This window comes from Paenibacillus sabuli, from assembly GCF_014705605.1.
Taxonomy (GTDB): Bacteria; Bacillota; Bacilli; order Paenibacillales; family Paenibacillaceae; genus Paenibacillus_D; species Paenibacillus_D sabuli.
In genome coordinates, this window is record NZ_JACXIZ010000009.1 from 1 (window position 1) to 12,775 (window position 12,775).

Genomic DNA, 12,775 nt, shown 5'->3' on the forward strand with positions numbered 1-12,775 from the left:
TGAGCAATTTCGCTCCTGTAGCCTCACATTTTGCGCTTATTTCCGCGACCCGAGCAATTTCGCCCCTGTAGACTCGCATTTTGCGCTTATTTCCGCCACCCGAGCAATTTCGCCTCTGTAGACTCGCATTTTGCGCTTATTTCCGCCACCCGAGCAATTTCGCCCCTGTAGCCTCACATTTTGCGCTTATTTCCGCTACCCGAGCAATTTCGCCTCTGTAGACTCGCATTTTGCGCTTATTTCCGCTACCTGAGCAATTTCGCCTCTGTAGCCTCACATTTTGCGCTTATTTCCGCTACCCGAGCAATTTCGCCCCTGTAGCCTCACATTTTGCGCTTATTTCCGCTACCCGCCGCCCTGGCTTGCGGGGCACTCTACTCCGCGGATCCTGCCGTTGCTGCGGCTCCGGCTCCCCTGCCGTAGCTCTCGCATCCTTGCTCCCACGGCTCCGGCTCCCCTGCCGCGGCTCCCATATCCCTGCTCCCGCAGCTCCACCTTCGACGCCTCTGCTTCGCCCTATCACCTAGGTCGCGGACAGGATCAGCACGCTGCGTGCCGGCACCTTCGCCGTGCCTTGCAGCTGGCCGCCGCCGAGCAGCTCGTCGTAGACGACGTCGCCGAGCTCGACCGGTGCGGCCTCGGCGTTGTGATTGAGCACGAACAGCAGCTCCCGGCCGTCCTTGACGCGCCGCGACACCTCGACGCCCTCCGGCGTCGACAGCAACGGCCGCACACCCTTGTCGGCGCACAGCTGCCCGAGCAAGCCCTGCAGGAAGGCCGGTTCCGGGCTGGTAGCCACGTAGTACGCCCGGCCCTCGCCGTAGCGATTGGCCGTGAGCGCCGGCATGCCCTGATAGAAGTCGCTGCCGTACGTCGCCAGCACCTCGGCGCCTTCGCTGTGGATCAGGTCGCACAGAATGCCGCATTCGTAGCTGCCGTCCAGCGCGCCCAGCTCCTGCTTCATGACCATCTGATTGGTGTGTCCCGGCAGCAGCGCGTCGATCTCCTCCGCCCAGATGCCGAGCAGCTCGCGCAGCTCGCCCGGATACCCGCCGGTCTGCACCAGATCATGCTCGTCGACGATGCCGCTGAAGAAGGTCGTCAGGAACGTCCCGCCCGCGCTTACGAATGCCTTGAGCTTGTCCGCGTAGCCCGTCTTCACCATATACAGCACCGGCGCAATGACGATGTCGTAGCCGCTCAGATCGGCCTCGACGCTCACCATGTCGGTCTGTACGCCGAGCTGGAACAACGCGTCGTAATACTTGTGCACCTCATCGACATACTTGAGCGCGACGGTCGGTCCGCTCGACAGCTCCAGCCCCCAGCGATTCTCCCAGTCGTAGACAATCGCCACCTTGGCTTCGACGCGCGCGTCCAGCAGCGCATCGCCGAGCTGCTGCAGCTCACCGCCCAGCGCGGCGCATTCGCGGAAGACGCGCGTGTGCTCGTGGCCGACGTGTTCGATTACCGCACCGTGGTACTTCTCGCAGGCGCCGATCGAGCGCCGCAGCTGGAAGAACAGCACCGTGTCGGCGCCGCGCGCTACCGCCTGGTAGCTCCAGAGCCGCATGACGCCCGGACGCTTGAGCGAGTTGTACGGCTGCCAGTTCTGCTGGCTCGGCGTCTGCTCCATCAGCATGAACGGCTGGCCGTCCTTGAGTCCGCGCATCAGGTCATGCGTCATCGCGGTCATAGAGATCGGCGTGTCCATCGATGGATAATTGTCCCAGGAGACCACATCCAGATGCTTCGCCCACTTGAAGTAGTCCAGCTTGGGATACGTGCCCATCAGGTTCGTCGTCACCGGCAGATCCGGCGTATGTTTTTTAATCGCATCGTATTCCAGCTTGTAGCAGTCGAGCAGACTGTCCGACATGAAGCGCCGGTAATCGAGCGAGATACCCTGGAAGTTCGTGCGGTTGCCGTTCCATTCTTCGCTGATCGCGTTGGGCGGTACGATCTCCTCCCAATCGTAAAAGGTATGGCCCCAAAAGCGCGTATTCCACACCTGATTGACCCGCTCCAGCGTCCCGTAGCGCCCCTTCAGCCATCTGCGGAAGCCGTCCGCGCAACGCTCGCAGTAGCAATAGCCGCCGTATTCGTTGGAGACGTGCCAGATCAGCAGCGCCGGATGCTGCGCGTAGCGCTCCGCCAGCTTGTCCGCGATTCGTCCGGCATGCAGCCGGTAGGTGGGCGAGCTCGGGCACGAATTGTGACGACCGCCATAGGCGCGCTTGCGCCCTTCGTAATCGACGCGCAGCACGTCCGGATGACGCTTGGCCATCCAGGCCGGATGCGCCCCGGTCCCGGTCGCCAGACAGACATAGACACCGCTTGCATGGAGCCGGTCCATCATCGCGTCAAGCGCGCTGAAATCGTACGTATCCTCGTCGGGCTGAATAAGCGACCAGGCAAATACATTGATTGTCGCCACGTCGATGCCGGCCAGCTTGAACATCCGCATGTCCTCGTCCCAGATTGGCGCTTCCCATTGCTCCGGGTTGTAATCGCCGCCATACCAGATCTTCGGAAGTTTGTCGTTGATCATTGTCCACACATCCTTTAATATAACGATATGCCCATTATATCGCGAAGGAATTCCAGGGTATATATAATATTTACCGACCTATATATAATAATCTGGCACTCAGGAGGAGGAGGGGTCCGCATGGGGGACATCGGCGCCGGGCACCGGCGCATCACACCGCTGCCGCCCGGGACACAGCCGCTCCCGCTCTACGTGGACAGCATTGGCAACCACCCCGAGCAGGAGGCGATTCGGCGTCCGGAGGGTTTCCCCGGCTACCACTGGCTTGAGACATCGGGCGGCGAAGGCCGCATCGTGCTCGGAGGCGATATTCTGGCGCTGCCGCCACGCAGCGGCGTGCTCATCCTGCCGGGCGTGCCGCACCGCTACGAAGCCGCACTCGGTACCTGGGGGACCATGTATCTGACCTTTGGCGGACCGCTGGCTGCAGAGCTGCTGCGTTTACTGCGCATTGAGCGCTCGATGCGCTTCACCTGGCGAACGGCGCCGCCTTTCTCGCTGCTCGCCATGCTGGACGAGGTGGCTCGCAGCCGCGACCTGCTCGGTCAGGAGGCGTCGTCGCTAGCCTATCGCTTCCTGCTGCAGCTCGGCAGCTACGCCGCCGCGGATGCGCCCGGGCAGGGAGGCGGCGGGGGCGGAGATCCCGAGCGCTTGCGCCCGCTCATCGCCTGGATGGAGGAGCGGCTGGCCGACCCTGCCATCCGGCTGGAGGACTTGTGCGCGGCTGCGGGCCTGTCGGCGCGTCGGCTCGGCGATCTCTTCCGCGTCTCGCTGGGCCTCTCGCCATACTCGTATCTGCTGCACCTGCGCATCCGCCGGGCCAAGGCGCTGCTCGTCCGCGATTCGAACGCCACTGTGGCGGACATCGCCGCAGCCTGCGGCTTCCGCGACGCCAGCCATTTCATCGCCGTCTTTCGGCGGCATACGTCGATGACGCCGCTGCAATATCGCCGTCTGCAGCTTTAGGAGCGATCAGCGTGAGGCGGATCACGATCGTTGCGTTGCCGAGGCGAGTTCGGGCGCCTCGATGACGCCGAATGCGGTGCAGGGGAGCGCGCCCCCTTCTCGATGCCGTCTGCCATCTGCGGACATCGAGCAGGCGAGATGATTTTTTCATAGCTGGTGGTGTCCGTTAGACGGCGCTGCGATACTGCGGTGTCCGCTAGGCGGCCGCTGCGCTGCTATTCCTTGCTCCACTGGCGCGCCTGTTCCGCCGCCGGCTCCCCTTGAACCGGTCTGGTCCGCCGCCTCTAATTGTTACGTCTTTGGTCCCGAGGCACTCGTTTCGCCGCCGGCTTTTCTCGACCCGTAGCGTGCGTTACACCGCCTCTGTCCGGTTGCTTCCAGCATTCGAATGTCGCACGTCTACCCCTACTATGTGTCAGGAGCGTGAACCGTTATGAAATTAACCTACACCCAAGCCGCAGCCGAGTGGAACGAAGCCCTGCCGGTCGGCAACGGCAGTCTCGGCGCCATGATCATGGGCGGTATCGAGCGGGAAGTGCTCGCCCTCAACGAAGATACGCTATGGTCGGGACCGCCGGCCGACTGGAACAATCCCCAGGCCCGCGAGGTGCTCCCCCGCGTGCGGGCCTTGCTGCAGGAGCGGCGCTATGCCGAGGCCGATGCGCTGGCCAAGCAAATGCTCGGCGCCTACACCCAATCCTATCAGCCGCTCGGCGACCTCGTCGTCGATCTGCACATGGGCAGCGTCGCCACGGACTACGTCCGCTCCCTCGATCTGCTGAATGGCATGGGCGAGGTCTCATACCGGATCGGCACCAGCCGCATCACGCGCGAAGTGCTCTGCTCCTATCCCGATCAGGTACTCGCCCTGCGGCTCGTCTCCAGCACGCCCGGCCTGCTGCATCTGACAGCCAGGCTGCAGAGCTCGCATCCCTACGAGACGCGCCTCCGAGACGGCGTCTACACGATGGAAGCGCGCTGTCCCGACCGCGCCGCCCCGAGCTACTACCAGACCGACCGTCCGATGGCCTACAAGCCCGAATCGGACAGCGCCGCCATCCGCTTCGCGGCCGGCCTGCTGGCTGTCGCAGACGGTGAGGTCCGCAGCGACGCAGGCGGCGTGCGCGTGGCGGGCGCGACCGAGGTGACGCTGCTGCTCGGCGCAGCCAGCAGCTTCGACGCGGCGCGTCGACTCGCCCGCGCGCCTGGCCGCGAGCCGGCCGGGATCGTGCAGGAGCGGCTCGAGGCGGCGGCACGGCTGCCTTACACGCAGCTGCGCGCGCGGCATGTCGCCGATCATCGGCCGCTGATGGAGCGCGTCCGCTTCCGGCTGGACAGCGACGAGCTGCAGCGGGCTGCGGACGAAGCGCTGCCGACCGATCGGCGCATCGCGGAGCGCGGCGCGGCCGACGCCGGGCTGGTCGAGCTGCTCTTCCATTATGGCCGCTATCTGCTCATCGCCAGCTCGCGGCCCGGCACGCAGCCCGCCAATCTGCAGGGCATCTGGAACAAGGAGACGCGCGCGCCGTGGAGCAGCAACTATACGCTCAACATCAACGCGCAGATGAATTATTGGCACGCCGAGACCTGCGCGCTGGCGGAGTGCCACACTCCGCTCTTCGATCTGACCGAGGCGCTGACCCGCACCGGCGCCGTCACGGCCGAGCGGCATTACGGATGCGGCGGCTGGGTCGCGCATCAGAACACCGACATCTGGGGCCACTCCGCGCCGGTCGGCGATTTCGGGCACGGCGATCCGGTGTGGGCGCTCTGGCCGATGGGCGGCGTGTGGCTGTGCCGCCATCTGTGGGAGCACTACGCCTTTGGCGGCGATGCGGACTTCCTGCGCGAGCGGGCCTACCCGATCATGAAGGAGGCGGCGCGGTTTTGCCTTGACTACCTCACGGAGGACGCGGACGGATGGCTCATCACTTCGCCGTCGACCTCGCCCGAGCACAAGTTCCGCCACGGCGCGGACGGACTGTACGGCGTCGCCGAGGCGAGCGCCATGGACCTGCAGCTCATTCGCGAGCTGCTTGAGCATTGCGATCAGGCCTCCCGTGTCCTCGGCGCCGACGAGACGCTCCGCGTGCAATGGCAGATTACGCTGCGCCGGCTGCGGCCGCTGCGGATCGGCGACCGAGGACGCCTGCAGGAGTGGGGCGAGGATTATGCGGACGAGGATCCGCATCATCGCCACGTCTCCCATCTGTACGGCCTCTATCCCGGCAGCGAGCTGCTGCGGGATGAGACGCTCCGCGCCGCTGCGCGGCGTGCGCTCGAGATCCGGGGCGACGAGGGCACCGGCTGGAGCCTCGCCTGGAAGATCAGCCTCTGGGCCCGGCTCGGCGACGGGGGACGGGCTCATGCGCTGATCGAGCGGCTGCTGCGGCTCGTCGACGAGCGGCGCGGCGATCGGCACGGCGGCGTGTACGCCAATCTGTTCGACGCCCATCCGCCGTTCCAGATCGACGGCAACTTCGGAGCGACTGCCGGCATGGCCGAGATGCTGCTGCAATCGCATGACGGCGTGCTCACGCTGCTCCCCGCGCTGCCCCCGGCCTGGCCGGGCGGCGAGATCACCGGGCTCCGGGCCCGCGGCGGCTACGAGCTGCGCATCGTCTGGCGCGACGGCGCGCTGGCCGAGGCGGAGCTGTACGCTCCGCGCGGCGGCACGTGCCTGCTGCAGATGCCTGCCGGCGCGCTGGGCGCCTGGCAGGGCGCGCGCAGCATCGCCGTCGGCACGGCAGACGAGCCGCTCGCCTTGACCTGCGAGCCCGGCGCACGCTACCAGCTCCGTCCCGTCTAGCGCGAAGCGCTGTTGCGCCGGCCGGTGCGGAGCGACGCTTCCCTTCGGTGTGGTTCGGCACTTCTCTTCGGTGTGGTGCACGGCTTCCTTCGTTGTAACGCACTGCTTCCGTCGGTAAGGTGCACTGCTTCCCTTCGGCGTGGTACGCCGCTTCCTTCGGTGCAGCAGCGCAGCGCCGGTACGGTTCGGTACTGCGCTCCCCGACCGGCGCTCTCCCGGTGCGCCGCTAGCCGGCGCTTCCGGCATCACCGGGCTCGCGGAGCTTGGCTGCCGCGTTGCGCAGCAAGGACACTGCGAGCAATAAGAGCGGGAGCACGACCATGAAGAGGGTAGCGAAGGGCGTCCATACTTTGGTGATGAAGCTTTGGATATAGATGGTGTTGGGATAGCACATCAGGGACAGCACCACGAGGCCGACCGCCATCGGCACGACCAGCGGCTTCTCGTTGTGCAAGCCGAACAGGAAGGCAAAGCCGCGCGACGCCCCATGAAAGCAGATGACAATTTTAAAAAAAATGGTCAGCACCCAGATGAAGATCATGATCCCCTCCACCCGCTCCAGGAAGTGGCCGATGTTGATGTTCTTAGCTAATGTATAGGCCGGAAACAACTGGTTGGCCGTAATATCCGGCCCGACCACCGCCAGCGCGCCCAAGGTCGTCAGGATCAAAAAAAGGCCGCCGATAAACGTCCCCCACACAAACCCGCTGCGTCTGCCATGGCGTGGCACAAAGGCGTAAATCATCAACAGCACTACCATTTCCTGAAGACCGTAAAAATGCCAGCCGCCCTGCAAAATCGGAAGTATGCCTTTCTCAAAAACCGGCTCGAAATTGGTGAGCGTCATGCGTGAAAAAACCGGGAAGATCATAACGAGAAACAACCCTACAATCCACGGCAAAAAAATCTCGGCTGTATTGGTATAGGCCCGCAGCCCCAGCTTCACCGCGTAGCAGACGAAGCAAATAAACAACAGCTGCAGCACCTCGATCGGAGTCTGCGTCAGCGTCTGCGTCGTCAGGAAATATCCAAGGTCGCCGATCATAAGAGCGGACAGCAAATAAAAAAAGCCGACGAACGCAAGCCCGACCGCCCATCCCGCCCAGCGTCCGAGCACCGCGGCGCAATACGCCACCAGATGCCGCTCGCCCATCCGCTCGCCGATCGCGATATAGAGGCCGACCATCGCCAGATTCAGTGCCAGGCCCAGCAAGGCGGCAAGCCATGCGTCCTGCGCCGCATCCATCGCAAGCCCGGCCGGCGCAATCAGAATGGACGTTCCAATTGTAAACATTATCGTCAGTACGGTGAATCCGCGTACCGTAAGGCCGGTGTGCATGCTCTCATCCCTTTCCAAGGCGAACCGGCTGCCGCCGTCCTTTAACGGCGGCGCAAGTTTCGTTCCGAGAATATAGAGACCGTTTATAAGCGTGAAACTTATAAATTCTATATATTCAAGCGTTAGCCGATTCCGATCAGTCTGAATCCGTGCGTAATCCAATTCAGCGGATTAAACGTATGTTCGAACATGCATTGATACACGCCCAGAACGGCTACCGTTAACGTCAGGACGATCGTCAAGCCAAACGTCCTCCAGTGCCGTCTACGAAGTAGCGGAGGCAATTCGATCACGCCTACCCAGCCGATCATGCCGAGCAATCCCGCAATCAGCCACATGACACATCACTCCCGTGTTCGATAATCGATCGGCTGCAGCGTCGTGCCGATCCGGCGCAGTATTGCCGTGCCCCGCACGTCGATCCGGACGTTGCGAAAGGTCTCGTTCCAATCGTCGATGGACGCCCATTCACGCGGAAATTTGGAGTGCAGTTTTTTGCCGAGACCGTAGATGTCGCTGCCGAATCGCCTTTGAACGCCCGCAATCGAGCTTTTCAGCAGCGCGTCCAGCCGTTCGTTGCTGACTTTTTCCACCTGATACAAGGTATCCAGCTTGCTCAGATCCATCGCACATTCCATATCGGCAATGTCTTGCTCCAACCGGACGTCGATCAGAAAGACCGGTTCACCGTCGGTCAGCTTGACATCGATATTGGCATGCGAACGTTCGACGCGCAGCGTCACCGTCCCCTCCTCCGGGTTCGGACAGGGCTGAATGGCCGTCGTTTTTTTGACCCGATTGCGGACGTAATTCATAATTTTGGTATCCATCTCGGTCAGCCAGCCGACCATGCGGTCCCCGTGAAATACCGCCATTCCGTCATAGACCAGCTCGACCGGCGGATCGATGTACTGCCGGTTCGACATGCTGTCGCCGGCGGACTTATTTCCGACGACGCGAATGCCCGTCAATGTCGGGTTGCGTCCTTCGGTCGCCAGATCCTGCGTCAGTTCTAGCAGCGTGATCTTGCCGGTCGCCGCCCACACCTGATCCGAGGTTTCCAGCTTGGTATACAAGCTGTTGGCCGGGATGGATTCGATCGGACTCGTGATCTTGAGCACCTCGGCTGCCGTGCTGTTGCGCGCCACTGCAAAATAAAAATCGTTGCGCATCTCATTGTTGCGCGACAAGTAATCCAGCGGCTTGGCGATGCCCGCCCTGGCCACCTCTTCGCTCAAGATCACCATACGCAAATGCGCAAAATACAGCGGATACGGTGTCCGGGTTGTCATGCGTCCGAGCGCTTCCGGCAACGTCTTGCCCTCCTCCTCGAACAGCACCACCGTACTGCTAACCCCGGCTCCCTTCTGCGCGACCACCTGACCCGGGTTCACGACCTGCACCGCGATGCGATAGCCGTCCTCCGCCTTGTCGATCGCCATGCCGACCACCAGACTCAGCTCGCTCAGCTCATGGCGATTCCAGCATCCGCAGAGCAGCAGCGCGAGGAGCAGCGCGCCCAAGGCGCCAACCTTTCTCCAGCCTTGCATCGCCTACACCTTCTTTTCTCGTATGACATCCTGCGGCTTGAGGCTTTTGGGACGGCGGAACATGCGCGGGATCGGCACACGGTACAGCGTATCCTTCTGATCGGGACGGACAAACGGCGCCATCGGCGCCATATACGGAACGCCGAACGACTGCAGACTGGCCAGATGAAGCATGATGCCGATGAACCCGAGGAAGACGCCGTACAAGCCGAAGGAAGCGGCCAGCAGCATCAATGCGAAGCGAATCATTCGCACCGCAATGCCGATATTAAAGGCCGGCAACACGAAGTTCGAGATGGCGGTGATGGAGACGACAATGACCATCGCTGCGCTGACGAGACCCGCCTCGACCGCCGCCTGTCCGATGACCAGCGTGCCGACAATTGACATCGACTGCCCGATCGTCCGCGGCATCCGGACGCTCGCCTCGCGCAGGATCTCGAACGTCACCTCCATGATCGCCGCCTCGACAAAGGCGGGAAACGGCACGCCCTGGCGCTGGCTGGCCAAGCTGTAAAGCAGCGTCGTGGGCAGCATCTCCTGATGGAAGGTCGTGATCGCGATATAAAAGGACGGCGTGAGCAGCGCCAACAAAAAAGCGCCAAACCGGAGCATCCGGATCAGCGATGAAAAATCCGAGCGCTGGTAATAATCCTCGCTGGACTGAAAAAATTGCGTAAACAACGCCGGTACAATAAGCGCAAACGGCGTGCCATCCACCAGAATCGCAACCCTGCCCTCCAGCAAGTTCGCCACAATCGTATCCGGACGCTCCGTATTGTAAATCGTCGGGAAGGGCGTGATCTGTTCGTCCTGGATAAATTCCTCGATATAATTGCTCTCGAGTACGCCGTCGATGTCAATCGTACGCATGCGCCGCCGCACCTCGGACACGACCTGCTCGTCCGCGATCCCGGTCATATACACCACTGCAGTGTCCGTACGCGTGCGCTTGCCGAGCTTCAGCTTCTCCACTCTCATCTCCGGGCTGGCCAGCTTGCGCCGCAGCATGGAGAGGTTCCAGCTCAGCACCTCCGTGAATCCCTCTCTTGGTCCGCGAACGACCGACTGCACATTCGGCTCCTCCACGTTGCGGGCTTTGATGTCCTGCGTACCGACAGCTATCGCGAACGGGCAGTGATCCAGCAGCACGATGCTATGGCCGCTGAGCAACGCATCGAGCAGTTCCTCCCACGTATGGAGCCACATGACCTCTCCCTCGGAGACGACACGCTCGGCATAGTAAGCCAACAGTTCGCGGGGCGCTGCGAATCGACGCTCGCTCTGACCGAGCCGCAGCAGCGTATGAATCATCGGCTCCGGCTTGGTGAAGCCCTCGACGAACACGACTGCCCCCTCGTAGAGCATCTCCCCTTCGGACTGATCCAGCGTGACACGGCGAATCGCAATGTCGCTGCTCTCACCAGTCGCAGCCGTGAGCTGCTGCAGGACAGGCTTGAGCCGATCTCCCAGAGGACCGTTCGCCGCTTCGCCGTTATTCTCAAGCGTCATATTATTCTCACCACCTGCATGCTGTCATCGATCCTATGCCAGTAGCTTCCGTGCTTTCGGCCATTTTTATGCAGCATGCGGCTTTTTTTCTAAAGCATGTATCCATTCCCTCGAGGAGCATCTTGCACCCGCTCAGCGCACCAGTTCCTCGGCGCCCTCCTCATGGCCGACGATGATGCGCGAGGCCATGCCGACGAACAGCCCGTTGTCGACGACGCCGGGGATGGCGTTGAGCCGCAGCTCGAGCTCGGCGGGCTGCGCGATACCGTCCGCGAAGCGGCAATCGGCGATATAATGGCCGTTGTCGGTCCGGTAAAGCTGCCCCTCCTGCTCGCGCAGCGCCGCGTCGCAGCCGAGCGCGCCCAGTCGGCGTAGCGTCTGCACGTGTCCGAAGGGCGTCACCTCGACCGGCAGCGGGAAGGCGCCGAGGCGTGTCACAAGCTTGCTCGCGTCAACAATGACAATGAATTGCGCACTCGCCGAGGCGACGATTTTTTCGCGCAGCAGCGCACCGCCGCCGCCCTTGATCAAGCACCACTGCGGATCGACCTCATCCGCTCCGTCGATGGTCAGATCGAGCCGCTCCAGCTCCTCCAGCGACACCAACGGGATGCCCCATTGCATCGCCATCTGCGCCGATCGCTCCGAGGTCGCTGTCGCCCGGATCCGCAGCCCGCCTGCCACCCGGTCGGCCAGGGCCCGGATCGCCAGCGTCGCCGTCGAGCCCGTCCCGAGGCCGACCGCCATCCCGTCCTTTACGAGCTGAGCCGCGCGTTCGGCAGCCATTCGTTTTGCTTGCATGTACGTCCTCTCCTTCTTCTTGAATAATAACAGGCATAATAAATAAATCCCCGCCCCGCCTTGCGGCGGAGACGGGGAAGACCATACGATCAAGCTTGGATCGCTTCCATCCAGGCCCGGGCAATCAGAGCGTGGCCGGCCGGAGACGGATGGACGCCGTCCGGCGCCCAGTAGGCCGATTCGGCCCGCATCGACGCCTGGGCGAACAAGCCGTCAAGCGGCACCAGCAGCGCGCCGAATTCGCGGGCCAGCTCGCGCACGACGTTGATCTTGGGGTCGAGATCCTCGCGCCATTGCTTGCGATCCGCAGGATGCGGCAGCACGAACGGCTCCAACAGGATCAGCTTGGCGTCCAGGCCTTGGGTCGTGCGCGTCAGCAGCTCGCGGTAGCCCTGCTCGAATTGCTCGGTCGAGGTCGGATCGTCGCGATCGTAACGGCGCCACGTATCGTTGATGCCGATGTAGATCGAGACCCAGGTCGGCTTCAGATCGAGGCAGTCCTCCTGCCACCGGCCCAGCAGATCGGGCACGCGGTGGCCGCTGATGCCGCGATTGACAAATTGCAGATTCAGCTCCGGATACGCCGCACCCAGTTGGGCCGCGACGAGATGCGCGTAGCCGTGTCCCAGATCGCGCAGGTTGTCCCGGCTGCGGCCGGCGTCGGTAATGCTGTCTCCCTGGAACAGGACGACCTCGTTTTTTTGCATGCGCATGATTAATCGTTCCTCCCGATTAGAATGGCTAATATCGCTTGTTAGAATGGCTTACAGCTTGTCTGCGCCGGTGCTCTGGAACAGCTCGATGATCTCGCCGTCCGGCCCCTTGAAGAAGGAGATCCGCACGGGGATGCCGCCCAGCACGGCATCCTTGGGCTCGACCGTCACTTCCATGCCGGCGGCGCGGGCGCGCTCGGTGGCCGCATCGACATCGTCGGAGCGCAGCGCCAGATGCAGGAATGCGCCCTCGGGCTTCTGGCCTTGCGCCCCGCCTGCGAATACCTCCAGATAGTTGCCGTCGCCGGTGTCGAGCATGATCGCCCGCTTGTCGCCCTCGCCCCAGCGCACGCGCTCGGTGAAGCCCAGCACCTCGGTATAGAACGTGATCGTCGCCTCAAAATCATAAACGCGAATCGCCACATGATGGAAGCCGCCGCCTCCGATTGTCTGATTGCTGCCCATTGCTCCTCACTCGCTTTCAAATACTGATTTTTGCATTCCATGTGCGGCCCGTCGCTACGGACCGGTGTG

Annotated in this window: 10 protein-coding genes; 2 read left to right on the top strand and 8 right to left on the bottom strand. The window is 62.7% G+C overall.

The genetic code is table 11. The features are described from left to right. Positions 1 to 523 precede the first annotated feature (523 nt). A complete protein-coding gene (locus tag IDH44_RS03220) occupies positions 524 to 2,551 on the bottom strand; it encodes a beta-galactosidase (protein ID WP_190914653.1) in 2,028 nt (675 codons plus the stop codon). A gap of 120 nt (positions 2,552 to 2,671) precedes the next feature. Here IDH44_RS03220 and IDH44_RS03225 point away from each other — a divergent pair, with 120 nt between their 5' ends. Together IDH44_RS03225 and IDH44_RS03230 are read left to right on the top strand one after the other, a co-directional pair. Next, positions 2,672 to 3,517 (top strand): AraC family transcriptional regulator, encoded by an 846-nt coding sequence (locus tag IDH44_RS03225; RefSeq protein WP_190914655.1) that lies wholly within the window; start codon positions 2,672 to 2,674, stop codon positions 3,515 to 3,517. 433 nt (positions 3,518 to 3,950) lie between these two features. Beyond that, complete coding sequence (locus IDH44_RS03230; protein ID WP_190914657.1) at positions 3,951 to 6,326, top strand: glycoside hydrolase family 95 protein; 2,376 nt, start codon at positions 3,951 to 3,953, stop codon at positions 6,324 to 6,326. Positions 6,327 to 6,552: 226 nt separating this feature from the next. Here the strand turns inward: IDH44_RS03230 and IDH44_RS03235 are convergent, their stop codons facing one another. The 7 genes from IDH44_RS03235 to IDH44_RS03265 form a co-directional block, all read right to left on the bottom strand. Beyond that, a complete protein-coding gene (locus IDH44_RS03235) occupies positions 6,553 to 7,665 on the bottom strand; it encodes a GerAB/ArcD/ProY family transporter (RefSeq protein ID WP_190914659.1) in 1,113 nt (370 codons plus the stop codon). 122 nt (positions 7,666 to 7,787) lie between these two features. Next, complete coding sequence (locus IDH44_RS03240; RefSeq protein WP_190914661.1) at positions 7,788 to 8,003, bottom strand: hypothetical protein; 216 nt, start codon at positions 8,001 to 8,003, stop codon at positions 7,788 to 7,790. A gap of 6 nt (positions 8,004 to 8,009) precedes the next feature. After that, positions 8,010 to 9,215: a Ger(x)C family spore germination protein gene (locus IDH44_RS03245; RefSeq protein ID WP_190914663.1), complete on the bottom strand. Its 1,206-nt coding sequence runs from the start codon at positions 9,213 to 9,215 to the stop codon at positions 8,010 to 8,012. A gap of 3 nt (positions 9,216 to 9,218) precedes the next feature. Next, positions 9,219 to 10,727, bottom strand: a complete 1,509-nt coding sequence (locus IDH44_RS03250) for a spore germination protein (protein ID WP_190914665.1) — start codon at positions 10,725 to 10,727, stop codon at positions 9,219 to 9,221. Between the two features lie 132 nt (positions 10,728 to 10,859). Continuing rightward, positions 10,860 to 11,528, bottom strand: a complete 669-nt coding sequence (gene rpiA, locus IDH44_RS03255) for a ribose-5-phosphate isomerase RpiA (RefSeq protein ID WP_190914666.1) — start codon at positions 11,526 to 11,528, stop codon at positions 10,860 to 10,862. A gap of 89 nt (positions 11,529 to 11,617) precedes the next feature. Then, positions 11,618 to 12,241: an SGNH/GDSL hydrolase family protein gene (locus tag IDH44_RS03260; RefSeq protein WP_223869340.1), complete on the bottom strand. Its 624-nt coding sequence runs from the start codon at positions 12,239 to 12,241 to the stop codon at positions 11,618 to 11,620. A 51-nt stretch (positions 12,242 to 12,292) separates the two neighbouring features. After that, the gene (locus tag IDH44_RS03265) at positions 12,293 to 12,706 is read right to left on the bottom strand and encodes a VOC family protein (protein WP_190914668.1); all 414 of its coding nucleotides are present in this window, start codon (positions 12,704 to 12,706) and stop codon (positions 12,293 to 12,295) included. Between the last annotated feature and the right edge of the window lie 69 nt (positions 12,707 to 12,775).

Bases quoted from the DNA above. Each gene is read 5' to 3' on its own strand.
- rpiA (WP_190914666.1), bottom strand. From the start codon at position 11,528: ATGCAAGCAAAACGAATGGCTGCCGAACGCGCGGCTCAGCTCGTAAAG.
- IDH44_RS03220 (WP_190914653.1), bottom strand. From the start codon at position 2,551: ATGATCAACGACAAACTTCCGAAGATCTGGTATGGCGGCGATTACAAC.
- IDH44_RS03265 (WP_190914668.1), bottom strand. From the start codon at position 12,706: ATGGGCAGCAATCAGACAATCGGAGGCGGCGGCTTCCATCATGTGGCG.
- IDH44_RS03230 (WP_190914657.1), top strand. From the start codon at position 3,951: ATGAAATTAACCTACACCCAAGCCGCAGCCGAGTGGAACGAAGCCCTG.
- IDH44_RS03240 (WP_190914661.1), bottom strand. From the start codon at position 8,003: ATGTGGCTGATTGCGGGATTGCTCGGCATGATCGGCTGGGTAGGCGTG.
- IDH44_RS03250 (WP_190914665.1), bottom strand. From the start codon at position 10,727: ATGACGCTTGAGAATAACGGCGAAGCGGCGAACGGTCCTCTGGGAGAT.
- IDH44_RS03260 (WP_223869340.1), bottom strand. From the start codon at position 12,241: ATGCGCATGCAAAAAAACGAGGTCGTCCTGTTCCAGGGAGACAGCATT.
- IDH44_RS03235 (WP_190914659.1), bottom strand. From the start codon at position 7,665: ATGCACACCGGCCTTACGGTACGCGGATTCACCGTACTGACGATAATG.
- IDH44_RS03225 (WP_190914655.1), top strand. From the start codon at position 2,672: ATGGGGGACATCGGCGCCGGGCACCGGCGCATCACACCGCTGCCGCCC.
- IDH44_RS03245 (WP_190914663.1), bottom strand. From the start codon at position 9,215: ATGCAAGGCTGGAGAAAGGTTGGCGCCTTGGGCGCGCTGCTCCTCGCG.